21 protein-coding genes and 1 pseudogene are annotated in these 23,019 nt (G+C 71.6%); 9 read left to right on the forward strand and 13 right to left on the reverse strand.

The genetic code is table 11. The annotated features are described in order from the left end of the window. Positions 1-39 precede the first annotated feature (39 nt). Positions 40-453 carry a peptidoglycan-binding domain-containing protein gene (locus K7862_RS20075; RefSeq protein ID WP_262413490.1) on the reverse strand — a complete coding sequence of 138 codons (414 nt, stop codon included), beginning with the start codon at positions 451-453 and terminating at the stop codon, positions 40-42. Positions 454-662: 209 nt separating this feature from the next. Between K7862_RS20075 and K7862_RS20080 the strand changes: the two genes are divergently transcribed. Then, positions 663-1,670, forward strand: a complete 1,008-nt coding sequence (locus K7862_RS20080; RefSeq protein WP_222964432.1) for a S66 peptidase family protein — start codon at positions 663-665, stop codon at positions 1,668-1,670. A gap of 75 nt (positions 1,671-1,745) precedes the next feature. Here the strand turns inward: K7862_RS20080 and K7862_RS20085 are convergent, their stop codons facing one another. Further along, entirely contained in the window at positions 1,746-2,510 is a 765-nt protein-coding gene (locus K7862_RS20085; RefSeq protein ID WP_222964434.1) for an AfsR/SARP family transcriptional regulator, read from the reverse strand. A 272-nt stretch (positions 2,511-2,782) separates the two neighbouring features. Here K7862_RS20085 and K7862_RS20090 point away from each other — a divergent pair, with 272 nt between their 5' ends. After that, positions 2,783-5,182 (forward strand): ATP-binding protein, encoded by a 2,400-nt coding sequence (locus tag K7862_RS20090; protein WP_222964436.1) that lies wholly within the window; start codon positions 2,783-2,785, stop codon positions 5,180-5,182. An 85-nt stretch (positions 5,183-5,267) separates the two neighbouring features. Here the strand turns inward: K7862_RS20090 and K7862_RS20095 are convergent, their stop codons facing one another. The 3 genes and pseudogenes from K7862_RS20095 to K7862_RS20105 all read right to left on the reverse strand — a co-directional run bounded on the left by K7862_RS20095 (position 5,268) and on the right by K7862_RS20105 (position 8,828). Beyond that, positions 5,268-6,209 (reverse strand): undecaprenyl-diphosphate phosphatase, encoded by a 942-nt coding sequence (locus K7862_RS20095; RefSeq protein ID WP_222964438.1) that lies wholly within the window; start codon positions 6,207-6,209, stop codon positions 5,268-5,270. A 223-nt stretch (positions 6,210-6,432) separates the two neighbouring features. Next, positions 6,433-6,843: pseudogene (locus tag K7862_RS20100) on the reverse strand ((2Fe-2S) ferredoxin domain-containing protein). Then, entirely contained in the window at positions 6,840-8,828 is a 1,989-nt protein-coding gene (locus K7862_RS20105) for a heavy metal translocating P-type ATPase (RefSeq protein ID WP_222964440.1), read from the reverse strand. Before K7862_RS20105 ends, K7862_RS20100 begins: the two are co-directional and overlap by 4 nt. Before the next feature lie 97 nt (positions 8,829-8,925). On the opposite strand from K7862_RS20105, the gene K7862_RS20110 reads away from it, so the two are divergent. Beyond that, positions 8,926-9,327, forward strand: a complete 402-nt coding sequence (locus K7862_RS20110) for an ArsR/SmtB family transcription factor (protein WP_222964443.1) — start codon at positions 8,926-8,928, stop codon at positions 9,325-9,327. 26 nt (positions 9,328-9,353) lie between these two features. Here K7862_RS20110 and K7862_RS20115 read toward each other — a convergent pair whose 3' ends face one another. Then, positions 9,354-10,031, reverse strand: a complete 678-nt coding sequence (locus K7862_RS20115) for an alpha/beta fold hydrolase (protein WP_222964445.1) — start codon at positions 10,029-10,031, stop codon at positions 9,354-9,356. Positions 10,032-10,475: 444 nt separating this feature from the next. On the opposite strand from K7862_RS20115, the gene K7862_RS20120 reads away from it, so the two are divergent. From K7862_RS20120 to K7862_RS20130, 3 genes are all read left to right on the forward strand, one after another. Beyond that, positions 10,476-10,853 carry a DUF805 domain-containing protein gene (locus tag K7862_RS20120; protein ID WP_222964447.1) on the forward strand — a complete coding sequence of 126 codons (378 nt, stop codon included), beginning with the start codon at positions 10,476-10,478 and terminating at the stop codon, positions 10,851-10,853. A gap of 129 nt (positions 10,854-10,982) precedes the next feature. Beyond that, the gene (locus K7862_RS20125; protein ID WP_222964449.1) at positions 10,983-11,477 is read left to right on the forward strand and encodes a hypothetical protein; all 495 of its coding nucleotides are present in this window, start codon (positions 10,983-10,985) and stop codon (positions 11,475-11,477) included. Between the two features lie 515 nt (positions 11,478-11,992). After that, positions 11,993-12,754 (forward strand): MerR family transcriptional regulator, encoded by a 762-nt coding sequence (locus K7862_RS20130; protein WP_222964451.1) that lies wholly within the window; start codon positions 11,993-11,995, stop codon positions 12,752-12,754. A 90-nt stretch (positions 12,755-12,844) separates the two neighbouring features. Here the strand turns inward: K7862_RS20130 and K7862_RS20135 are convergent, their stop codons facing one another. Further along, positions 12,845-13,213: a hypothetical protein gene (locus tag K7862_RS20135; RefSeq protein ID WP_222964453.1), complete on the reverse strand. Its 369-nt coding sequence runs from the start codon at positions 13,211-13,213 to the stop codon at positions 12,845-12,847. 413 nt (positions 13,214-13,626) lie between these two features. On the opposite strand from K7862_RS20135, the gene K7862_RS20140 reads away from it, so the two are divergent. Beyond that, positions 13,627-14,640, forward strand: a complete 1,014-nt coding sequence (locus K7862_RS20140; protein ID WP_222964455.1) for an ArsR/SmtB family transcription factor — start codon at positions 13,627-13,629, stop codon at positions 14,638-14,640. Between the two features lie 80 nt (positions 14,641-14,720). Here the strand turns inward: K7862_RS20140 and K7862_RS20145 are convergent, their stop codons facing one another. From K7862_RS20145 to K7862_RS20160, 4 genes are all read right to left on the reverse strand, one after another. Next, complete coding sequence (locus tag K7862_RS20145) at positions 14,721-15,497, reverse strand: YqjF family protein (protein ID WP_222964457.1); 777 nt, start codon at positions 15,495-15,497, stop codon at positions 14,721-14,723. Then, a complete protein-coding gene (locus K7862_RS20150; protein ID WP_222964460.1) occupies positions 15,490-16,203 on the reverse strand; it encodes an SDR family NAD(P)-dependent oxidoreductase in 714 nt (237 codons plus the stop codon). The genes K7862_RS20145 and K7862_RS20150 overlap by 8 nt, the downstream gene beginning before the upstream one ends. An 81-nt stretch (positions 16,204-16,284) precedes the next feature. After that, entirely contained in the window at positions 16,285-17,157 is an 873-nt protein-coding gene (locus tag K7862_RS20155) for an MFS transporter (protein WP_222964462.1), read from the reverse strand. Then, positions 17,136-17,627: an MFS transporter gene (locus K7862_RS20160; RefSeq protein WP_222964464.1), complete on the reverse strand. Its 492-nt coding sequence runs from the start codon at positions 17,625-17,627 to the stop codon at positions 17,136-17,138. The genes K7862_RS20155 and K7862_RS20160 overlap by 22 nt, the downstream gene beginning before the upstream one ends. A gap of 367 nt (positions 17,628-17,994) precedes the next feature. Here K7862_RS20160 and K7862_RS20165 point away from each other — a divergent pair, with 367 nt between their 5' ends. Then, positions 17,995-19,716, forward strand: coding sequence for a DUF6528 family protein (locus K7862_RS20165; protein ID WP_222964466.1), 1,722 nt, complete (start codon positions 17,995-17,997; stop codon positions 19,714-19,716). A 233-nt stretch (positions 19,717-19,949) separates the two neighbouring features. Next, positions 19,950-20,804: an NAD-dependent epimerase/dehydratase family protein gene (locus tag K7862_RS20170; RefSeq protein ID WP_222964468.1), complete on the forward strand. Its 855-nt coding sequence runs from the start codon at positions 19,950-19,952 to the stop codon at positions 20,802-20,804. An 87-nt stretch (positions 20,805-20,891) separates the two neighbouring features. Here K7862_RS20170 and K7862_RS20175 read toward each other — a convergent pair whose 3' ends face one another. Both K7862_RS20175 and mycP read right to left on the reverse strand, forming a co-directional pair. Next, entirely contained in the window at positions 20,892-21,431 is a 540-nt protein-coding gene (locus tag K7862_RS20175; protein WP_222964470.1) for a hypothetical protein, read from the reverse strand. 66 nt (positions 21,432-21,497) lie between these two features. Continuing rightward, the gene (gene mycP, locus K7862_RS20180; protein ID WP_222964473.1) at positions 21,498-22,736 is read right to left on the reverse strand and encodes a type VII secretion-associated serine protease mycosin; all 1,239 of its coding nucleotides are present in this window, start codon (positions 22,734-22,736) and stop codon (positions 21,498-21,500) included. Between the last annotated feature and the right edge of the window lie 283 nt (positions 22,737-23,019).

Raw genomic sequence — 23,019 nt, forward strand, 5'->3', positions numbered from 1 at the left:
CCCGCCGGTGCACGGCGGGGCGCCACCTGCCGGCCGGGTTCAGCAGTAGCCGGGCTGGTTGACCCAGTAGTTGAGCGCGGACCAGGTGTTCGGGCCGATGATGCCGTTGGGGTCGGTGGCGCCCATGCAGTGGATCTGGAAGTTCTTGGTGGCGGCCTCCGTGTTCGAGCCGAAGTCACCGTCCACGGTCAGGCCGTTGTACGAGCCGTTGCCGTAGTTGGTGGAGTGGGCGTAGGCGTAGGCGTAGTTGAGCTCGCACTGGGCCTGCTTCACCGCGGTGCCCTGGCTGCCGACGGTGATCTCCGGCTGGGAGTTCGTGTAGCCGCACAGGGGCGAACTCGCCGCCTGCGCCGGCGCACCGGCCACCATCGTGAGGCCACCGACCGCGAGTACGCCGGCGGCGACCGCGACCAGGCGGCGCCGGATCGGCTGGGTGAGTGAGCGATCTGCCATGGTTCCGTTCCCCTCTCGAAAGGACGCTTCCGCGACGTCTGCGACGACCGTTTGCGGTGTCTCGGCCGTCGCCGTCACGAAGACCATCCCGGAGGGGCGTGGCACCTCCGTGCGACGGCTGTGGAAGTCCCGTGGCACCGGCGGCTGGACGGCGACCGGCACCGCGAAAGTCGCGTGCCCCGACCACGGGAGGCGGCGACACTGGCGTCATGACCGGTTCCGTACAGCCGCGACTGCTGCGACCGCGGGCCCTGAGGCCCGGCGATCTCGTTGTCGTCGCATCGCTGTCCGGCCCGCTGCCGGCCGCGTACGAGCCCAACGTCGAGCGGACGGTGGCCGTGCTCGAACGCATGGGATTCCGGGTGCGGCGGGCTCCGCTGCTCGCGGCGGGGCGGCGTCATTGGTGGAGCGCCGCGACCCCGGCGGAGATCGCCGCCGAGCTCAACGCTCTGCTGCGTGACCCCGAGGTGCGCGCGATCGTCGCGAGTGACGGCGGGCAGACGGCGCTCGGCTACCTGGACCTGATCGACGTCGAGGCGATCAGGGCCGACCCCAAGCCGATCCTCGGCTACAGCGACATCTCCCTGCTGCATCTGGTGCTCCACGCGCGCACGGGCCTGGTCGGGTTCCACGCCGACATGGCCGTCCCCGGCTTCGGCGGACACTGGCAGTCCGCTCCCGTGGAACGCCGCTCCGAACTCGAAAGGATCTACTTCAGGCTGCTGACCGGCAGCGAGGCGCTCGGCACGCTGCCGGCGCGCGCGTCATGGGAGTGCTGGCGTCCCGGCCGTACCGAAGGCCGGCTGATCGGCGGGGTGATCAATCGCATCGTGCTGGCGCAGGCGACGCGCTTCGCGCTGCCGCTCGACCGGTTCGACGGCGCGGTGCTGTTCTGGGAGGAGATGGGCGGCCTGGCGTCGTATGTGTGGAGCTATCTGCAGGTGATGCGGCACGCCGGCATCCTCGACCGGATCTCCGGCATGGTCGTGGGCGTGCCGCGCGAGATCGACGGGCTGGAGCCCGGCGCGTCCCCGACCCTGCGCGAGATCGTCCTCGACGTCCTCGGCGACCGTGACATCCCGGTCCTGGGCAACGTCGACTTCGGGCATGCCGGACCGAATCTGCCGATGCCGGTCGGTGTCCGCGTCGGCCTCGACGCGCGGGAGCGGACGTTGTCGCTGCTGGAATCGGCGATGCTGCCGCACGTGTCAACGTGACCGGCCGGCTGACCGGAGCCGGCTCCGGGCCCGCGCGCGGACGAAGCTCCGCGGGCGGGCCCGGAGCGGCGGCGGTCAGGCCGCGCGGTCGAAGACCGGGTCGTCGCCGGACAGGATGGACTGATGCACCCGCGTCATCTCCGGGCCGGGTTCGACGCCGAGTTCGTCGATCAGCGTGCGCCGCGCGGACCGGTAGACCGCCAGGGCCTCCACACGATGTCCTGTCCGCGACAGGGACAGCATCAACTGGGCCCGGAAACGCTCGTGCAGAGGATGGGCCGCCACCAGCGCCTGGAGCTGCGGCACCAGCACATGATGGCGGCCGAGACGGAGTTCGGCGTCGAACCGGCACTCCAGTACCTGGAGCCGGAGCTGTTCCCAGCGCGGTACGACGGTCTCGGACAGCAGCCGTGAGGGCACGTCCAGGAGCGGCTGCGCGCGCCACAGGGTCAACGCACGTTCCGCCGTGTCGGCGGCGGCACTCCACGCACCGGCGCGGAGCTGCTCGGCTGCCTCATGGCACAGCAACTCGAAGAGGGGGGCGTCGAGCTCGCCGTCCGCCACCGTCAGCACATAACCGGGCGCCCGGGTCCCGAGGACCACCGCATCCTGGGCCGGAAGGCTGCGCCGCAGCCGCATCACATGGCTGCGCAGCGTCTGCGCGCAGCCGGCCGGCGGAGCACCGTCCCAGACGGTCTCCGCGAGCTCGTCCACGGAGACCGGGGTGTTGGCCTTCAACAGCAACGCCGCCAGCAGCACCCGCTGGCGTGAACCTCCGACCGGTCGCCACCGTCCGTCGACGTCGACGATCTCCAAGGGACCGAGAACCCTGAACCGCATGACCTACCCCCGTGTGTGCGAGCGCGGCCGCGGCGGCCGACCAGCCGCCGCGCCGGCACTGTTCGTCCGGACACCGCCGTACCTGCGCCGGGGCAGCCCGGCCTGTTCCGCGACGAGCCCCCCGGCGTCCGCTGCGCCGATCCTCGCGACTTCGGAAGAGGCGCCCAAGCAGGCGAACCGAACGTGTGAGAATCACACCGACGTCGCGCCTGTGAGCTGGGCGGTGAGATCGCGTCACCGCCATCTGGTGACGCCGCCGTGGGGAGACGAACGTGCCGTACTGGGCTCCGCTGCCCGACGATCTGAGCCCGGCACACCGTCAACTCGTCAGCCGATTACGTGCACTCAAGGACGAACTCCGCCTGACCTACCAGGAGATGGGCAGGCTGACCCACTACAGCCACGCCTCGTGGGAGCGCTGGCTCAACGGCAAGCGCCTGATCACCCACGCGGCGCTGACGAGCCTCCTCGCGGCGACACGGGGGGACGACGAACTGCTGCGGCTGCACGCGATCGCCGCCGACCCGCCGCACGTGCCCGCTCAGCGGGCCACGCCCTCGGCTGCCGCAGCGCGGGAAGCGGACCCGGAGTCCGGCGCCACGGCCGCCGGGCCCGGCCCAGCGGCTCGCGAGCCGGGCCCAGCGGACGGAAAGACCGTCGCGCAACTCCCGTCGGCCGTCGTCGGATTCGCCGGACGCGAGGACCAGCTACGGGCGCTGGAAGCGACGCTCACCTCGGTGGCGGGCCCGGTCGGCCAGGTACGGATCGCCGTGGTCACCGGCGGCGGCGGAATGGGCAAGACCTCCCTCGCCGTGCAGGCGGCGCACGGCATCGCGGACCATTTCCCCGACGGCCGGTTCTTCGCCGACCTCGGCGGCACCGACCTCACACCCCGCGACCCGCACCACGTCCTGAGCGGGTGGCTCAGGGCGCTGGGACGCGAGGTCGACCCGTGCGACGACCTCGACGAGCTCGCCGGGCGCTGGCGCAGCGCCCTGCACGGCCGCCGCGCGCTGGTGCTGCTGGACAACGCGAAGGACGCCCACCAGGTGCTGCCGCTCCTGCCCGCGGCCCGGTCGTGCGCCGTCCTGGTCACCAGCCGGGACTGGCTGCCCGGGATCCCGGCTGCCCGGCCCATGGCACTGGGACCGCTGGCGGACGGGGAGGCCCTCGACCTCCTGGCCGCCCGGATCGGCGCGGCCAGGGTCGAGCAGGATCCGGTCGCGGCGGCCGAACTGGCCCACCTGTGCGGTGGCATTCCGCTCGCCGTCCAGATCGCCGCGGCTCGGCTGACCGCACGGCCGTCCTGGCCGGTCGGCGCGCTCGGCGTCCGGCTGCGTGACGAACGCCGCCGGCTCGACGAGCTCAAGGTGGCCGACCTCGCGATCCGGGCGGTCTTCCACCTGAGCTACACCGGTCTCCCCAAGCCCCAGGAGGACGAGGCGGTCGACCCCCGCCAGGCCTTCCGTCTGCTGGGCCTGGCCCCCAAGGAGGTGGGTCTGCCCGCCGCCGCCGCGCTGCTGGGACGCGACGAGGAGAGCACCGAGGCAGCCCTCGAACTCCTCGTGGACGCCCACCTGGTGGACAGCCCGGCACCGGGGCGCTACCGCCTCCACGATCTGCTGCGGCTCTACGCCGGGGAGCAGGCGGCGGAGGAGGACGACGACTCGGACCAGCAGGCAGCCGTCCGCAGGATGACCGGCTGGTATCTCGGCGGCGCGGCCGCCGTCGACCGCCTTCTCCTCCCGAACGGCCGCCGCCCCGACCTTCCGGAAACCGGCCCACGCCGACCCCCGCCCGTCTTCGCCGACGTCACCGCCGCGCTCGCCTGGTGCGACCAGGAACGCCCTGCTCTCGTGGAGGCCACTCGGCTCGCCGCTCGGCACGCGGTCCACGACGTCGCCTGGATGCTCCCCGTCTTCGCGGGGGGCACCTTCCGGCAGTGCGGCTGGTACGCCGAATCCCTCGCCATGATCGACGTCGGCCTCGAGGCGGCACGGCTTCTCGGGGACCGGAGCGCGGAGGCCACCCTGTTCAACTCGCGCAGCTCCCTGATGATCCTGGCCGGCCGCCTGGCGGAGGCCGAGCGGAACCTGACCACCTCGTTCCGCATCCGGCGGGACATCGGCGACCGGATCGGAGAGGCGTCGACCCTGGGCAACGTCGGCGCCCTGTTCGCCAGACAGGGGCGGTGGGCCGAGTCCAAGGACTGCCAGCTGGAAGTCCTCGCCATGTCCCGGGCCCTCGGGCGGCGCCCGATGGAGGCGAACGCGCTCAGCAACCTGGGGACATGTGCCGACGCACTGGGCGACGACGCGGAAGCACTCGACTACCTGCGAGCCTCCATCGCGATCCACCGGGAGGTGGGCGACATCGACGGCGAGGCCGTGGCGCTGCTCAACATGGCGGAGGTCCATCTGCACCACCATCGGCCCGCCGAAAGCCTGCCCCTGCTGGAAGAGGCGCTGCCGGTCGCCCGCAAGGCCGGCGACCGCTACGCCCAGGCCTCCATCCTCGGCGACCTCGGCCGCATCAAGGCCGCGGACCGCCTCACCGTCGAGGCACGCGCCCTCCTGCTGCAGGCTCACGCCCTCTGGGAGGAACTCGGCCACCACGAGACCGCAGCAGGGGTCCGCGCGGAGCTCGACGCCCTGGAACCGGCCGTCGGCTGACCCGATCCCGTCGCCCGGAACGTCCGCCCTTCGAGGAGGGCGGACGTTCCGGGCGAGGACACCGGACGTGCTCGACGTACCGGGATCAGGCGAACCAGATCATGCTGCCGGCACCGGCCACCAGGCAGTAGATCGCGAACGGGGTCAGCGTGCGGGTCGTGAACCAGCGGGACAGGAAGCGCACGGACGCGTACGCGCACACGCCCGCGGTGAGGAAGCCCACGGCGACCTGCCCGTGGATGTGGTCACCGGCCGACCCGGCCAGGCTGGGCAGCTTGAGGAGGCCGGCCGCGAGGATGACCGGAGTGGCCAGCAGGAAGGAGAACTTCGCCGCGTCCTCGTGGTCCAGCCCGCGCAGCAGGCCGCCCACCATGGTGATGCCCGAGCGGCTGATCCCCGCCAGCAGGGCCAGCGTCTGGAACAGGCCGATGACGCCGGCCTCGCGGTAGTCGAGGGTGTCGAGCCGCCGCTTCGGGGCCCGGGCCTGGATGTCACCTTCCGTGGCCGCGCCCGGCCCCGCGCTCAACTCCGGTTCCGCGGCGGCCGCGCGAACCTCGGCGCCGCGCCTCAGGCGCTCGCCGGCGTAGAGGATCACGCCGTTGACGGTCAGGAACGCCGCTGCCGCCTCGGGCTTGGCGAACAGGGTGCGGAAGGTGTGCTCCAGCGCCAGACCGGTGATACCCACCGGGATGGTGCCCACCACGAGCAGCCAGGCGAGCCGTTCCGTGGACGTGTTCACCCTGCGGGTGCGCAAGGTCGTGAAGAGCGCCCCGACGACGGCCACCCAGTCCTTGCGGAAATACACCACCAGGGCCAGAGCGGTCGCCACGTGGAGGGCCACCACGAACGCCAGGTACGGAGAGGCCCCGGAGTCGCCGGAGGCGTTCTCGGTGACCAGGTGCTGCCAGGAACCGCCGATCCAGGCCGGGACGAGCACGGAGTGGCCCAGGCTGGAGACCGGGAACAGCTCGGTCACGCCCTGAAGGGCGCCGATGGTGACGGCCTGGAGGTAGGACAGATCAGACACGGGACAGTCCTCGCGGAGCCGAAGTGACGCGGGGCCACGGACGGGGGGTGATGTCGAGCCGCTCACGTCTACATTGCTGTAGACCTTCCAGGCGAACGTAGGAGACGGCCGGCGGTGTCACAAGCCGGCTCGGGTGAATTCCCGCCGAATGGCGGATGGCGGAGACCTCGCGCGGGTGGCATCGGGGGCCTCGGCGGCACAGGGCAGGACTTCGGCGCGGTGTTCAGTCCCCGATCGCCTGGCGGACGCGGCGCGACAGACTGAAGGCGTACAGCTCGACTATGGCGGGCGGATCGGCCAGTCCTGGGCCGGCCCGGATCCAGGTGGCGATGTCGCCGGCGGCGTCAGGGTCGTTGACCAGGCCGAGCCAGACGGGGCGTCAGCCGGCCCGGCGGCCTTCGGCGGAGGGCTGGACGACGATGACGTCGGCGTGCTCGCAGGTGTCCAGGCAGTTCACCGGCCGCACCGTGGCGGACGGAGTCAACCAGGCACGCAGTTCGGCGAGTTGGGCGGCGTGGTCGACGCCCGGCACGTTGGCGGTTCCGCAGCGGCAGCCGCGGCAGACGGTGACCGTGCAGCGTGCCGCTCCCGTTGCGGGGGAAGCCGGAGCCGACGAGCGGGTGCGGCGGCTCACTGCGGGCTTCCGGCGCGGCGCCAGGCGCTGTCGGCCAGCAGGCGCAGGCCGTTGAGGCCCACGATCACGGTGGAGCCCTCGTGGCCGGCGACGCCGAGGGGGAGCGGGAGATGGCCCGCGAGGTCCCAGATCACCAGGCCCGTGATGAACGCCGCGGCGATGATCAGGTTCTGCACCACCAGTCGCCGTGCCCGCAGCGACAGGCGCACTGCCGTCGGGACGGTCGACAACTCGTCACGGACGACGACGGCGTCAGCCGTCTCCAGGGTGAGGTCGGAGCCGGCCCGGCCCATGGCGATGCCGGTGTGCGCGGCGGCCAGCGCGGGTGCGTCGTTGACGCCGTCGCCCACCACCAGCACTCTGCGGCCGGCCTGCTCCGCTTCCTTGACCGCGGTGACCTTGTCCTGCGGCAGCAGGCCGGCGCGGACGTCGGTGATGCCGACCTCGGACGCGAGGAGGGCGGCGGCACGCGGGTTGTCGCCGGTCAGCAGCATGGGGCTGCTGCCCGTGAGCCGGCCGAGGGCGGTCACGGTGGCGGCCGCGTCGGGACGCAGGCGGTCGGCGATGCCGAGGACCCCGACAGGGCGGCCGTCACGGTGGACGACGACGGCGGTGTGTCCGCCGCCCTCCAGCTCGCCGGCGATGACGGCGGCCCGGGCGGCGATGCCCTCGGCTTCGGACGCGGCCCTGACCCGGGCGGGGGCGCCGACGGTGACATCGGAGCCGGCGACGGTGGCGGTGACGCCGATGCCGGGCGTCGAGGAGAAGTCGCCGACGGCCGGCAGGTCGAGGCGGCGGTCGCGGGCGGCGTCCACGACGGCGCGGGCCAGGGGGTGTTCGCTGGGGTGCTCGGCCGCGGCGGCCAAGGCCAGCAGGCCGTCGTCGTCCAGGCCGCTGCCGCTCAGCGGCCGGATGGCGGCCAGGCGGGGCGTGCCCTCGGTCAGGGTGCCGGTCTTGTCCAGGGCGACGGCGTCGATCTGCCCGAGGCGTTCCATCACCACTGCGGACTTGATCAGTACGCCGTGGCGGCCCGCGGTGGCGATCGCGGACAGCAGCGGGGGCATGGTCGCCAGCACGACCGCGCACGGTGACGCCACGATCATGAAGGTCATCGCGCGCAGCAGCGACCCCGTCAGCGCCGCGCCGAACGCCAGCGGGACGAGGAAGACCGCCATGGTGGCGGCGATCATGCCCAGGCTGTAGCGCTGCTCGACCTTCTCGATGAACAACTGGGTGGGCGCCTTGGTCCGGGAGGCTTCCTCGACCATGGTCACGATCCGGGCGATGACCGAGTCCGACGGGTCGCGCTCGACCTTGATCCGGAGAGCGCCGGTGCCGTTGAGGGTTCCGGCGAAGACCTCGTCCCCGGTCCGCTTGGCGACCGGCAGCGGTTCGCCGGTGATGGTGGCCTGGTCGACCTCGCTCGTGCCGTCGAGGACGCGGCCGTCCGCGCCGATGCGCTCCCCGGGCCGGACCAGGACGGTGTCGCCGACCGTGAGGCGGGCGGTCTCCACCGTGGACTCGGTGCCGTCGTCCGTGATGCGTGTCGCGGTCGTGGGCGCGAGATCCAGCAGGCCGCGTACCGCGTCCTGGGTGCGTACGGTCGCCAGCGCTTCCAGCGCGCCGGACGTGGCGAAGATGACGATCAGCAGGGCGCCGTCCATGACCTGCCCGATGGCGGCGGCGCCGAGGGCGGCGACGATCATCAGCAGATCGACGTCCAGCGTCCGGTCCTTCAGCGCTTCCAGGCCCGCCCAACCGGGTTCCCAGCCACCGGTGGCGTAGGTCAGGGCGTAGAGCGGGCCCCACGCCCACGCGGGGGCGCCGGTGAGCTGCAGCGGCAGGGCGACCAGGAACAGCGCCAGGGCGGCCGCCGCCCAGCGGGCTTCGGCCAGGGCCAGCACGCGGGTGCGCCGCCGGGGTGCGGAGGCGGTCGTGTGCCGGGGCGGGGCCTGGGCCGGGCGCTGGTCGAGGGCAGTGGTCATGACGGTGGCGGTTCCTTCACGCGACGACGGGCGATCGCTCCACCGTAACAGGAATGGTTGAAGAGTCGTTCATTCATTCATTCCGTAAGATGGTGCCATGGGCCACGGAGCAAGCAAGGACAGCAACACGCCACCGCGCACCCGGCTGACGTCGGCCAACGCGGCGCAGGTCGCCACCACGCTGCAGGCGCTGTCGACGCCCTCGCGGCTGCTGATCCTGGCCCGCCTGCGCGAAGGGCCCTGCGCGGCGACCGAGCTGGCCGCGGCCGTGGGGATGGAGCAGTCCGCCTGCTCCCATCAGCTGCGTCTGCTCCGCAACCTCGGTCTGGTCACCGGCACGCGCCAGGGCCGCTCCGTGGTGTACGCCCTCCACGACAACCACGTCGCGGCCCTGCTCGACCAGGCAGTCCACCACATCGAGCACCTGCGCCTCGGGGTCGTCGACGCACCGGCGGCGGCGGACGACGCGGCAGTCGAGGCGGAACCGTCCCTGCCCTGATCCGGGCGGGGCGGTTCATCCGAGGGTCAGCTCGCGGCGTCCAGGATGACCTGGGCCACCACCTGGGGCTGGGAGACCATCACCGCGTGGCCGGCGCCCTCGGCGACGGTGGTCCTGGCCTTCATGCGGTCGGCGCAGAAGCGCTCGAGCTCCGGCTGGATGATCTGGTCGTTCTCGGAGACGATGAAGTGCGTCGGGTGCTCACGCCAGGCGGGCGGACCCGAGACGAAGCCGAAGCGGGCGGCGTCGCTCGCGCCCTGCACGGCGGCCATGACCTTGGCCTGCTCCGGTTCGACGTCCGGGCAGAAGTACTTGGGGAAGAGCTCCTGCGGCAGCGTGAAGCGTCCCTGCTTGTCGATCTTGAAGTGGGACGCGGACTCCAGCTGACCGTAGGGCTCGCCGAGGCTCTGGGCGCTCTCGCCCTCGTCGGGAGCGAACGCCGCTACGTACACCATGGCGCTGACGTTCGCGGCGTCATGGGCGGCCTGCGTGATGACGACGCCGCCGAAGGAGTGGCCGACCACGACCACCGGGCCGTCCAGCTCCTCGAGCACGCTGCGGACCTTGGCCACGTCGTCGGGAATCGACGACAGCGGCTGCTGTACCGCGACGACTTCGTGTCCGGCCCCCTTCAGGAGCGGAATGACCCTGCTCCACGAGGATCCGTCCGCAATGGCTCCGTGGACCAGGAGGATCGCAGTCATGACATATGCCTCTCCTTGTGGTGAATCCCGGACACACGGTGCACATTACCGTTCGGGTGCGGGTGACGCTCGCCGAACGGACGGGGCCGGATGCCCGGGCCACCGGGCCGCATTTTTGCGGTCTGGCCTGCGGAAACGCTCAGCACGCGCGGCTCGTTGTGGCACGGTGACGGGGCTGTGCCGGCGGCTTGGGTTCCGGCTCCTGCTCCGGTTGACACCGGCCTCGGCCCCGAGGCCGGGACACGCGCACGACCCCCGGCACTTCCTCTTCCCCTCCGGATGGGCGCCGTCGCCTGCTTGAACGCGGCGCCTGCAACGGTGCCCCGATCAGATTGACTTGCCCACGTCAGCACCCCTAGTGTCTGCTGGCCCGGCCGCTGATCGGCCTGGGTTCGACGACTCGATCGAGACTCTCCGCTTTCCGGTCCTTGGGGGGACACACACGTGCGCTGGTACATCGACGTGCTCAAGAAGTACGCCGTCTTCTCCGGAAGAGCCCGACGCAAGGAGTACTGGATGTACACCTTGTTCAACTGCATCGCTCTCGCGGTGCTGCTCGGCCTCGGGGTGGTGGTGAACACGATGATCCCGTACCTGCTGTACCTGGTCGCCATCATCGTGCCGACCCTTGCCGTGGCTGTGCGGCGCCTGCACGACACGGGCAAGTCGGGATGGTTCATCCTGCTCAACTTCATCCCGCTGGTCGGGGGCCTCATCGCGCTGGTCTTCATGTGCCTGGAAGGACAGCGGCACCCGAACACCTACGGGTCTGACCCCAAGGCACCCGTCGACTCACCGTTCGTGCCGCAGCCGCAGTACTGATCTCGCCAGTGTGCCGGGGCACGAGAGGCGGCGACCCGCCCTTTCGTTCCCCGGCACACTCACCGCGGCACGGCTTCGAATGTCGCGCATCCGCGTTCCCGGCGGCGGATCCCGACGTGAGGCAGGACTGTGACGACTCCATCCGATCAAGAACGCTGGGCCGCGGTGGTCGCGGCGCGGAGCGAACTGCACCGTGTGCAGGCCGACTTCCATCAGGACGCGGCCGACCCGGCGGGTGTGCTGAGGGAAGCACTCAGGGGGAACGTCGGCGGCCAGGCGACAGCCCTGCTCTACCTGGGCGGCCTCTCTCGCGACGCGGCAGCCCTCCTTCCGGAACTCGTGGCCCTGACCATTTCCGACAGGTTCCACGGCTATGCCCGTGCGGCGATCGCGCAGATCCGGCGCGACGAGCTCATGCCCGAGCTCGAGCCTCTGGTCACGCAGCACTTGGAGAGTGGCGACGACTACGAGTACTGGCGCCTCGGTGACCTGCTGGCCTACCTCCAGGCGTGGCCCCTGCTGCGGGATCTCGTTCAGAGGGCTCTGGCCGACGCCGACCCGGAAGTCCGCGAAGCCGGCCGTTTCTACGCCGACGAGTACGCGGTGTCCCTCCGCACGACCTGAAGCGCGGTAAGGCCGTCGCAGTCAGAGTACGGAGGCCGCTCCTGAAGACCCCGGGGGTATCGGTGGTCTGGTGCGGCGGCGACGGAGCCGACGTGTGCGCGGAGGAAGTACGCCTCCCACGCCTGCCCGCAGGGGCGGTCCGGGAGGTGCGCATCTCGTCGTACGGAGTGGTGCTCCACGTCAGGGCGATGTCCGGCCCGGGCCGGTACGTGTGCGAGGACGACGCTCCCGGAAGCCGCCTCTCGCTGCGTGCTTCGTATCCCTCCATGGACCCCGTCTACGACCACTGCGTTGACGGCGACTCACCCCGTGCTGGAGCCCGCACTTGACCGGCTGCGCCGCCCCGTCCATTCCGGAGCACGACCAGGACCCGTGGGGTTCGGCCCCCGGCCGATAGCGCGGCGCCGATGGTGCGGCGATGCGGCGCAAGCCCATCGGCTTGCGCTTACCGCTGCGTCAACTTCTACCGTCTCGGGTGTGGCCGGAGAGACCGGCCGGGGATGGGAGGCAGGGCGATGGCCTGGTCGATCGCGGAAGTGGCCCGGATGTCCGGGGTGACGTCCCGGACCCTGCGGCACTACGACGAGATCGGCCTTCTGCCGCCGGCGTCGATCGGCGGCAACGGGCACCGTCACTACGAGGAGGCGGATCTGCTGCGGCTGCAACAGATCCTGCTGATGCGGGAGTTGGGCCTCGGGCTGCGCGAGATCCGGGCGGTGCTGAACAGCGACGTCGATCAAGTGGCCGCGCTCCGCGGGCACTACCGACGACTGCTCGCCGAACGCGACCGGCTGCAGACGCTGGCCCGCACGGTCGCCCGCACCATCGCCGAACTCGAGGAAGGCAGGGGCAACAGCGACATGGCACGGATCAACAGGCCGGAGAACCTGTTCGAGGGCTTCGAGCCCGGCCGCCATGAGGCGGAGGCGCGTGAGCGGTGGCCGGAGCAGTGGGAGAGCTCCCGGCGCGCCACCGAGGGGATGACCGCCGAGGAGATGGAGCGATGGCAGCGTGAGGTGACGGCGCAGATGATCCGCATGGCGGAGTTCATGGTGGCCGGCACACCCGTCGCCGATCCGGCGGTGCAGGCGGAGGTGGACGCCCACTACCAGGGCGTCTGCCGGTTCTGGACCCCGTGCGCGGCCGCCTACAAGGGGCTGGGCCAGACCTACCTCGACGACCCGCGGTTCCGGGGGAACTTCGACGCGATCGCCGAGGGACTGGCCGGCTACCAGCGCGACGCGATGGCCGTCTACGCCGACACTCGGCTGAGCTGACACCCGTGGCGCCCATGTGCCGGTCCGGTCAGGTCTGGCCTGACCGGACCGGCCCACGGGACGTGCGTCCGGCGGGCGATCCCCGGCGTCCTACGACGTGAGCAGAACCGAGTTGATCGGCGTCAGGTCGTAGTCCGAGTAGACGAAGGCGTCGATCCGGAAGACGCAGTTCGTGCCGCCGGTGCCCTTGCACAGGTACAAGTGGGCGCCGCCCGTCTGGTTGTTGAAGACCCGGTGCACGCCGTACTGGTTGGAGAGGTTGTGCCCTCCGTACTGGTAGTACAGCTCCGAGGGGTGGCCGCTGTTCCAGCTGGCATTCGGGTAGATGCACACGTAGCCGGGCGGGCAGCCCTCGTACGTGCTGGTGGCGGGCTGTGCCTGGGCACTGGTCGCACCGGCCGTCGCCAGGAGACCAGCGGTGAACGCGACCGCGGTGGCGGCCTTCGCAATCCTTCGCATGTTCCTTCCCTCCGTTGACGGGCAGACCGCTCGGGACTGCCAGGAACGATGCTGCGGGTTTCGGGGCGTGACGACGACACCTTTCGGGAATGCCCGAACCTCGCAGGTCAGACGGCTCGCGGCCCCTCGCTCCCCACCGGGTCCGCCGGACCGGGAGCCATGGGGCGTGAGCCACGTACCCTGCACGTTCGTGCCGATCCGGGGGCGTGCGGTGCGGCGAACCGCCCGAGCGGCATTTCGGCGTTATTCGGCCTATCGCCGTATCCCAGGCTGCCCCATGCTGAGGTCGCCATTCGAAGTCCCGCATCGCGGACCGACCGCGGTCTGGGGGACCGCCGGGCGACGACACGCCGGTGGCGCCGACCAGGTCGCCGCGCCGGTTCCACGGGACGCCGGCAGCTACCGGGGGAAGCGTGCTGCGTATTCACTTCACCGACCGGGACCTCGTGCGGGTGCGCGTGGCGACCGGAGTCGATCCGATGTGGGAGACACTTCTGGCCGCGCATCAGCTCGCGCCCGCCTCGCGCGGTGGGCAGCTGACGTTCGCCGGGTGGCGGCGGCGGGCGCGGTCGGCACTCGCGGAGGGCGGTCTGGAGGGCGCGCTGCGGATGCTGCTGACGCTGGCCCCATCGCGTGCCGGATACTTCCCGGACTTCCTGACGCCGGCGGCCGCGGAGGACGGGCTGGCGGCGGGGCTGGACGGCATGCGCGCGACCCCGCGCCCCCGGCTGGCCGAGGAGACCGCGCGCGCCCTGCGCTCCCGCCGCGTCGTGCCCGCCTGGTTCCAGGACCTGGCCCAGGGCGACAGCCTCCGGCTGGCCGAACTGGCCGACGCCATCGCACGGGTGTACCGGACCGTCGTGGCACCGGGGTGGAGCGCGACGGAGACGCTGGTGCAGGCGGACCGGGCCATACGCTCCCGGGTGCTGCGGGACGAGGGGCTCCTCGGTCTGCTGGCGTCGCTGGGCCCGGCGGTGCGCTGGGAAGCGCCGACGCTCGTGGTCGCCTACCCCGAGGAGCGCGACATCTGGCTCGACGGGCGCGGCCTGCGGCTGGTGCCCTCCCGGTTCTGCTGGCGGATGCCGGTCGCGCTCGCGGACCCGGGGCTTCCGCAGACCCTGGTGTATCCGGCGACCGCCGAACTGCCCGGCACGGCCCCGGCCGCCCTGGGCGAGGACGACCCGCGGGACCGCGTCCGGGCCCTGTCGACGCTGCTGGGCCGGACCCGGGCCGGCGTCCTCGTCGCCCTGGCCAGTTGCGGAACGACCGGCGAACTCGCTGTTCGCCTCAGGGTGTCGGCCGCCACCGCCAGCGGCCACGTGAGCGCCCTGCGGCAGGCGGGCCTGGTGATCAGCCGCCGGATCGACAGCCGCGTCGTCCACCTCTGGACGCCGCTCGGCGAGGGCCTGGTCCGCGGCCGGGTGTAGGGCGCGCGCCTCAGGGGTGATGCGCGGTCGCGGGCGAGGAGACGTGGCTGATCCGCAGCCGACCGTGCCCCGGGCTCCGGTCATGCCGCCGGAAGCCGGACGGGCGGGCCGAAGCGGACCGGGACCTCCGGCGCGTACAGGACGCTGACCGGCTCGCTCACCGGCTCGGTGAGCCCGGCCGCCGCGACCACCGACGCGTCCCAGCCGAGCAGGTCGCAGCGCCGGAACGTCCAGCGCGGGTGGGCGTTGGGCAGGTAGTACGCGCGCCCCCGCAGGCTCTCGTGCAGTCCCCAGCGGCTGGTCAGGAACGCGTCCAGGGGCCGTGGTGACATCGCCTCGTCCGCGACGTCGATCCAGACGTGCCCGGTGGGGCCGTCACGGCCGCGTACCCGGGACCGGTACACCAGACGGCTGTCGTGCCTCTGCCGCGCCGCGTACGACCAGCGGTACGGCAGGCCGAAAGCGGCCCGCGCCGCCAGCACGGGCAGCAGCCGGTCGCAGTCCAGGGAGCGGAACACCACTCCCCGCCGCCCGCGCCCGTCCCGGCTGTACAGCCGCACATTGACCTCGGTGAACGTGCCGAGGTAGGGGAGCGCGGGGGTCCGCCCGAGGGCGAGATCCCGCATCGTGAAGAACACCAGGCCGACATAGGTGCGGCCGTCGAAGAAGTCGGGGTGGGTTCCCGGGGGAAGCAGCCGGGCGACCTCGGAGGGGTCCGCTTCCCAGTGGAGGAAGACGACGTCGCGCCACGACTGGCGGAACAGGGTACGGCGGAGGGGGCGGGGCGCGACGGGAGTCAGAGACTCGGCGCGCCCGGCCTCGTGGCCCGGCGACCAGCCGGGCGGCTGCTCAGGCATGCGGTCGTCCGGTAGCTCCGTGAGGACGGTCAGGACGCGGCTCGCCCGGCGGCGGGTCTGCGGTGAGGGCCTCGATCAGGACGTCGACGGCTTCGTTCACCGGCAGTCCCTGCGGAAGGGACGGCGCGCCGCCCGCCACGGCCCGCTGCGAGAAGCCCGATTCGACGTGCGGCAGACGCACGTCCAGCACCGCTACGCCGGCTCGCCGCTGTTCCCTGCGGACCGCCGACAGCCAGGCGGACAGCGCCGCCTTCGACGCCGTGTAGTCCGCCATACCCGCCGTGGGGGTGTCGACGACGGCGCCGGTCACCGCCGCGAGAGCGCCGCCCCGCGGCAGGAAGGCGAGCGACGCCCGCAGCAGCGCCATGGGCGCCAGGGCGTTGACGGTGAACAGGTGCTCGGCGACCGCGTCCGAGACGGTCGGGACCGGCCCGAACCCGGCGACCCCGATGCACACGATCACGGTGTCGAGACCGCCCAGGCCGTCCGCCGCCCATTCGGGGGCGCGGGCGCATCCGTCGAGGTCGTAGGCGTCGACGACGCGGGTCGGGGGCCCTCCGCAAGCAGCGGCCACGCGCGCGAGGGCCGCCGGGTCGCGGCCCGTCATCGCCAGCCGCGCGCCGTGCGCGTGCAGTCGCTCCGCCAGAGCGCCGCCGATGACCCCGGTGGCCCCGGGCAGCAGGATCCGTCGTCCTTCGATGTCCATGGCACCTCTCGTCGCTCCGCCACACTCCTCCTTCCGTCCGACAGGGGCAAAAGGATGCACATGCGGCAAAAGTGCGCGCCATCACCGGGCCGCGGAGACGCTCGGCGCCGTGGTGCCCGGCCGACGGTGTTCCGGCGGCTCAGGCGGCTCAGCCGGCTCAGTCGGTTCCGCCCGAACGGTGCGTGACCTGCTCGTGGTGACCAGCAGCAGGACCAGGGCCGCGGCCTGGATCGCGGCGACGGCACCGACGAGAGCGGGCACGGAGTCGTCGTAGAGGGCGCCGGTCAGCGCCCCGCCGGCAAGGCTGCCCGCACCCAGGACGCCGGCGAAGATCCCATATGCGGTGGCCCGGCGGCCGACCGGAATCAGGTCGGCCACCACCGCCCGCAGCGTCGACTCCTGGATCCCGACCGCCGCGCCCCACACCAGGACTCCGAGGACCACCAGAGGGACGCTGTCGGTGAAGGCCAGGGCCGGGACGACGGCGGCCAGCACCGGCAGGGCGACCATGGCCCGTGCGCCGACCCGGTCGTAGATCCATCCGTCGGCCAATGCCGCCGGCGCGTCGGCGGCCATCGCGGCGGCGTACAGCACGGGCACCACGGCGGTGGAGACCAGGTGGCGCTGCACGAAGTGGAAGGACAGCACGCCGAAAGTGGCGAAGCCGGCCATGGTGACGCCGGTGAACACCGCGTACGTCCAGAACGCACGCGGCAGCCGCGGCGACTCCGAGGTCGCCGCTGAACGCGCCGGGACGCCCGCCGGCACGGCCGCTGCCGGGGGCGTCTCGAAGGCCACCGGATCGGGCACCCGCGTGCGCAGCCAGACCAGCACGGCGAGCGCGGCCACCCCGGGCGCGGCCAGCACGCCCAGCGCGGGCGCGTAGTCGTCACCGGTGACCGCCAGGACGCCGGCGACGGTCAGCGGACCGATCAGGGCGCCGACCTGGTCCATCGCCTCATGCACGGCGAAGCCACGGCCGCGGCCGGTCGCCGCCGTGGCGTGCGAGAGCAGCGTGTCCTTGGCCGGCGAGCGCACACGCGTTCGGCCACGACCAGGACGGCGGCGACCCACAGCACACCGGTCAGACCGAGAACGGGCACGGCGGCCACGGTCAGCGCGTAGCCGGAGATCGTCCAGGCCCAGAACCGCCCGCTGCGGTCGGCCAGCCGCCCCGACCCCAGCCGCAGGACGAGTCCCACCCCCTCGCCCGCACCGGTGACCACCCCCACGACGAGCGCGGACGCTCCGAGGTGTGCCAGCAACGGCCCGGTGACGGAGCGGGCGCCCTCGTAGACGAAGTCCATCAGGAGGCTGACGGTTCCGAAGGCCATGACGAACCGCCAGGCGGACATGCGCGGCCGCGGCTCCAGCGGCGCCGGGGCCTGTGTGGCCCCGGCGCGTGGGCCGTGTCCGGACGTCATACGGCCCCTCCCGTCAGGCGGCTCGTCTCTGGCCCGGAATTCGCTGTCGCCGCACGGGCATACATGCTAACTGCTGTACCCGCGAGGGCCCTTCCAGGAGACTGTCTCCCGTTCATCGCCAGAAGGGGAGGGGATTTGTGTGAGGTATTTCAGGTGGGGAGAACCTCGAGGCGGCGAGGCGTACGGCAGGCGATCCCAGGCTGGTTCCGTGCGTGTACGGGCTCTCGTCATAGGCTTGACCACAGCCTTGGGTGTGGCGATCGCGCTCCCTGCTCAGGGGCAGGAGATGGCCTCTGCTGCGGCCACGGCTTCCGCACCAAAGGGAGCGAACGGGCAGTCCAGTGCGGACTATGAGACCGTTCAGGGATTGGCGCCGCTGGTCCAGAGCGGTCCCCGGAACATCGTCAAGCGCGTCCAGGACACCTATGTCAGCAATACCGACCCGAGAGATCATTCGGACGGCGCGTTGCTGCATATCGGCACACCGGACAATGGCGCGACACGGTACCGGAGTTTCCTGCAGTTCGACGTGTCGAAGCTGCACGGCGCGAGCATCAAGAGCGCCAAGCTGCGGCTGTACGACGCCTACACGGGTTCCTGTGCGGGCTGGTGGATGTACGTGGACCCGGTGGCCTCGGCATGGCAGCAGTCCACGATCACCTGGGACAACAAGCCCGGAGTCACGCCGGGCTACCAGGCGGCGGCGAACTTCGGCATCGGGCACCCCGACTGCCCCGATGTCCCGGACAAGACCGACCCCGACCAGTCGAACGGCCTTTACCGCATCGACGTGACGTCGATGGTCAATGCGTGGGCGCAGGGGACTATGCCCAACTACGGAATGCAATTGTCCGCGGGTGAATCGGACAGCAAGGCGTACAAGGACTTCTGCTCCATGAACCCGGGCGCCTCCGAGTACGCCTGCAGCATCGCCTACTACACGCCGACGCTGGAGGTCGAGTTCGACTCCGGTTCGACAGCGCTGATGTCCGGCGACAACTACGGCGTCCCGTACCCGGGCGGTTATCCTTCGACCAGCCCGGCACTGGAGTTCTTCGATTCCTCCAAGCCGTCGGTATGGCCCTCCTCGGGACCGTACCAGCGTTGGATTCCGGACGACTACCATTCGGTGTTCGACCCCGCTCTGCTGGGAGGGACCACCTTCGGGGGCGGCACCGAGTTCAAAGTGCGCCCCATGGGGGCCTACGCCTCAACAGGCGGCCTGAGCAAGCAGTTGCTCGTCATCGGCGACGGGAACAGCGGATTCGTGGGTGTGGTGCCCTATCCCGCGCTGTCCGGATACCGATGGGCGATCAACGTCGGGCACGCCGCCAGTCTGCACGGGGTCGAACTGCTTCCGGACGGCAGCGTGGCTGTCGCCGAGGTCGGCAGCAACGCCGTGAAGGTCTATACCGCCGCTCAGGGCACGCCCGGGAACAGCCCGAGTGCCTGGGCGACACCCTCCGACACCGAGTCGCTGCCCGACGCGCACCAGGTGCTCTGGGACGACACCACGGGCACTCTGTGGGCCGTCGGCGCGGACCCGCTGCACCCCGACACCCAATCCGTCCTGGTCCAGTACGACTACAGCGCGGGCAAGTTGACGCGGCGCGCTTCCTACCAGCTGCCGGCCAACGGGACGAAGTCCCCCTGGGTTCACGACATCGCCCCCGTCTACGGAAATCCGGACCGCTTCTGGGTGTCCGCGAATGCCGGCGTGGTGCAGTTCTCCAAATCCGGACAGAGCCCGTGCTACAACATCTCCCGCTGGCCCACGGTCTCCGAGCTCGGGCCGGATGCTGCGCACTGGTGCACCGACTATCCCTACGAGTCGCAGGTCAACCGCTACAGCATGGTCAAGGCGACGGGGAACGATCCGGCGACCGGGCGCGTGCTGACCACATGCCAGCAGCGTGATCCGACGGTCAGCGACAACTGTCACCCGCAACTGCCCGGAAGTGATCCGTGGTTGGCCTGGACAAGCCCCGACCTCGACTTCGTCGACTCCTCGGGCCGCACCTCCTACTCCTGGGACGAGTCGCACGCGTGCCACTACAGGGCTCGGTGGCTCGTGCCCAGCTACACCTGACTCCACCTCCGGCGCCGTCCCGTGGCCGCGTGCCGGAGCACCGGTTCGCAGCGTGAGAGGTCTTGCCCATGCCCGTCGGCCGCCGGTGCCCGCCGCGGCCGGCGGGCAGTGGACGCGCCGCAGCGATCGTGCATTGACCTGCGGCGTGTGAACGTTGACGATGACGACCTGGCCGCGGATCCGCTGGTGACCGCTGCCGAGCGAACGCACGAGGAACCGCGAGGAGCATGGGTATGAGCACGGTGGCCGTCACGGGCGCGACCGGGAAGACAGGGCGCGTCGTCGTCGCCGATCTGACCGAGCACGGGCACAAGGTGCTGGCGGTGGACGTCGCCGTCGGGGCCGCGGATCGCGCCTGGGCCGCCGGCCTCGGCGCGGATCTGCTGTGCGCCGACCTCACGGACTACGGGCAGGCCGTGGACGCGCTGCGCGAGGCCGACACGGTGGTGCACCTGGCCAACATCCCGGCGCCCGGCCTGTATCCGGCCGCGCACACGCTGAACACCAACACGGCGATGAACCACAACGTGTTCCTGGCGGCGGCCCACAACCGGCTCGGCCGCGTGGTGTGGGCGTCCAGCGAGACGACCCTGGGTCTGCCGTTCGACGTGCCGCCGCGCTACGCCCCGGTGGACGAGGACCACTTCCCGTACCCGACGAGCACCTACGCGCTGTCGAAGGTGCTGGCCGAGGCAGCCGCCGAGCAGATCGCGGGCTGGTCGGGCATCCCGTTCGTCGGCCTGCGCCTGTCCAACGTCCATGTCGAGGCGGACTATGCGCTCGTCCCGGGCTACCAGGACGATCCGCACCTGCGGAAATGGAACCTGTGGGGGTACGTGGACGCCCGGGACGTCGCCCAGGCGTGCCGGCTCGCGCTGACCGCGCCGGTCACCGGCTCGCAGAACTTCATCATCGCCGCGGCCGACACGATCATGGCCCGCCCCTCCGTGGACCTGCTCGCCGAAGTGTTCCCCACCGTCGAGCTCGCCCGCGAGCTGGCGGACCCGTACGACACCCTCCTCGCCATCGACCGCGCCCGCAGCGTCCTCGGTTACGCCCCGCGGCACTCCTGGCGCGACACCCTCTGAACCGCCCGTCCGGGCGGAGCATGCCGGGCAGCGGGTGCCGGACGGCTCTCGCAGCGCACGCTCACACCGCGCCGGGCGCGCCCTGGGTCAGGAGGAGCCCGATGCCGATGTCCTTGACGCCGCGCGGACGGCGGCGGCGACGGTGTCGGAGGTGGGCGACGCCAGCGTTGTGGTGTTGGGCAGGCCGGAAGCCGCGCCGCTGGTGATGACGAAACGCTGGCGAGGGTGAGTCCGTGCCGCGTCGCGGGCCGCACCGTCCAGGAGGCGCCCGGCCGAGACGATGACTCCGCACTTGCGTTGTACGAGGCTCTCGACGTAGGGGAGGAGCGCTTCGGTAGTCGTCGCGGTGCGCGGGGTGATCAGCCGCTGGGTGTTCACGGGTGCGGCGCGCGCGGCTTCTCGTAGTCCGGACCAGCCGGCCCGTGCCGCCGTCTGGTCGGGGTCGTCGGTGACCAGACAGGCCCGGAAGTCACGGGATATGTTCTTGGCGGCGGTGTGCGGTGGCGAGGAGCCCGCGCGGGGCAGGAACAGACCGACGACGACGGCGCCGCCGGCGACGGTCAGGACGCCGGCGGCGGCCATGCGGAAACGTCGTGAGCGGTTGCGCAGGGGCAGGCGCGGCGACATGAGTCCTCCGGGGCAGTTTCCGCCGGGCAGGGGCAGAGGGGACGTACGGGGGTCCGGGCGCGGCTTCTACCGCCGAACGGTCCTCGGCGGGCGGCCACGCTTTTGTCCCGCGCCGGACTTCCCGGCCTTACGGCTTGCCGCGGCCTTGTCGGGGCTTCGTCGTGCCTGCGGCGTGCGGCGCTTCCCGTTCGCCGTTGCGGCAGGCGGCGAAGCGGTGGTCTTCCTGCGGTTCTGTTCGTGAACACGCCTGCGGCGGCGGGTGAACAGCACCGTTCCGGCCGCAGCCAGACCGGCAAGTGCGGTCCCGACGGCGGCGAGCGTCTTCCACGGTGGTCCCCCGTGCGGAGCGGGTGCCGCCCCCGGCGGATACGACGACAGCAGGGGGTTGGCCGGGCTGCCGTCCACAGAGGGGGATGCCTGCAGAGCCGCGAGCGGATCGAGCAGTCCGAAGCCGAACTGGTCGCTGTGCGCATGCTTGCCGCCGGTCGGGCGTGCCGTCGTGATCAGGCGCCTGATGACCTGGCCCGGGGTCAGCCCGGGATGAGCGGACCGCACGAGGGCAGCGGCAGCGGAGACGTAGGCGGTGGCGTAGCTGGTGCCCTCGGCGTTGACGTACTGACCCTGATTGTTGGTCGAGAAGATGCCCGTCGCCGGAGCTGCCAGGGTGGTCTGCGGCCCGGACTCGCTGACGGGCCAGAACGCGCCGCTGTCCGTGATGCCGGTGACGTCCACGACACCGGGAAAGGCGGCGGGGTACAGCGGTGGGTTGCCACTGTTGCCCTCGTTTCCCGCCGCTGCGACGATGACGGACCCCTTGCCCAGGGCGTAGGTGACAGCCTGCCGTAGCAGCGGATCGGGCGTCTGCGTACCGAGTGAGACATTGATGACCTGGGCGCGGTGGTCCGCCGCGTACTTGATGCCCTCGGCCAGTGCCGTGGCCTGGACCGCCGCTCCGAGCGCGACCTTGACCGGCAGGATCGTGGAGCCGGGGGCCAGCCCGATCATCCCGGTACCGCCGTCGGCCTTGCCGGTGCCGGCGATGATTCCGGCGATGGCGGTGCCATGGGAGTCGGAGGACGAATCGTTCCTGCCGTCGTCGTCGGTATCGCCGAGGAAGCTGGTCCCCGGCAACACCTGCCCGACGAGGTCGGGGTGCCCCGCGTCGACGCCGCTGTCGATCACGGCAACGGTGACGCCTCGACCCCGGGAGAGATCCCAGATCCGGTCTGCCTGAAAGTGTGCGGAATCAAGGGGCCATTCCTGCATCCGGATGGTGTCGGCGCCCGCGAGACCGGCTCCGGCCACGGTGAGAGCGGTCAGCAGAGCGGCGAGGCAAATGGCCGGAAACGGCGTCCCAGGCCGGCGCAGGCGTCTGCGCTGTCGCGGTGGCGGCATCGGTCAGCTCCTCGTCATTTCATCCGGGGGCGAGGGAACCGCCCGTTTCGCTGTGCGGCCATGCGGTTCTACCACAGGACTTCTGATCCCGAACCGTGAACTACTGCCACCTGAATGCAACATGACGGACCGTTGACTGACGGGTCATCGCTTTCTCTGGTCCGCGTGAAGTCTTGGTCAAGGCTCTTGGTGG

The organism is Actinacidiphila acidipaludis, from assembly GCF_019890725.1.
Classification (GTDB): Bacteria; Actinomycetota; Actinomycetes; order Streptomycetales; family Streptomycetaceae; genus Actinacidiphila; species Actinacidiphila acidipaludis.

Bases quoted from the DNA above. Each gene is read 5' to 3' on its own strand.
- K7862_RS20075 (WP_262413490.1), bottom strand. From the start codon at position 453: ATGGCAGATCGCTCACTCACCCAGCCGATCCGGCGCCGCCTGGTCGCG.
- K7862_RS20080 (WP_222964432.1), top strand. From the start codon at position 663: ATGACCGGTTCCGTACAGCCGCGACTGCTGCGACCGCGGGCCCTGAGG.
- K7862_RS20085 (WP_222964434.1), bottom strand. From the start codon at position 2,510: ATGCGGTTCAGGGTTCTCGGTCCCTTGGAGATCGTCGACGTCGACGGA.
- K7862_RS20105 (WP_222964440.1), bottom strand. From the start codon at position 8,828: ATGACCACTGCCCTCGACCAGCGCCCGGCCCAGGCCCCGCCCCGGCAC.
- K7862_RS20110 (WP_222964443.1), top strand. From the start codon at position 8,926: ATGGGCCACGGAGCAAGCAAGGACAGCAACACGCCACCGCGCACCCGG.
- K7862_RS20115 (WP_222964445.1), bottom strand. From the start codon at position 10,031: ATGACTGCGATCCTCCTGGTCCACGGAGCCATTGCGGACGGATCCTCG.
- K7862_RS20130 (WP_222964451.1), top strand. From the start codon at position 11,993: ATGGCCTGGTCGATCGCGGAAGTGGCCCGGATGTCCGGGGTGACGTCC.
- K7862_RS20135 (WP_222964453.1), bottom strand. From the start codon at position 13,213: ATGCGAAGGATTGCGAAGGCCGCCACCGCGGTCGCGTTCACCGCTGGT.
- K7862_RS20145 (WP_222964457.1), bottom strand. From the start codon at position 15,497: ATGCCTGAGCAGCCGCCCGGCTGGTCGCCGGGCCACGAGGCCGGGCGC.
- K7862_RS20150 (WP_222964460.1), bottom strand. From the start codon at position 16,203: ATGGACATCGAAGGACGACGGATCCTGCTGCCCGGGGCCACCGGGGTC.
- K7862_RS20155 (WP_222964462.1), bottom strand. From the start codon at position 17,157: ATGGACCAGGTCGGCGCCCTGATCGGTCCGCTGACCGTCGCCGGCGTC.
- K7862_RS20160 (WP_222964464.1), bottom strand. From the start codon at position 17,627: ATGACGTCCGGACACGGCCCACGCGCCGGGGCCACACAGGCCCCGGCG.
- K7862_RS20170 (WP_222964468.1), top strand. From the start codon at position 19,950: ATGAGCACGGTGGCCGTCACGGGCGCGACCGGGAAGACAGGGCGCGTC.
- K7862_RS20175 (WP_222964470.1), bottom strand. From the start codon at position 21,431: ATGTCGCCGCGCCTGCCCCTGCGCAACCGCTCACGACGTTTCCGCATG.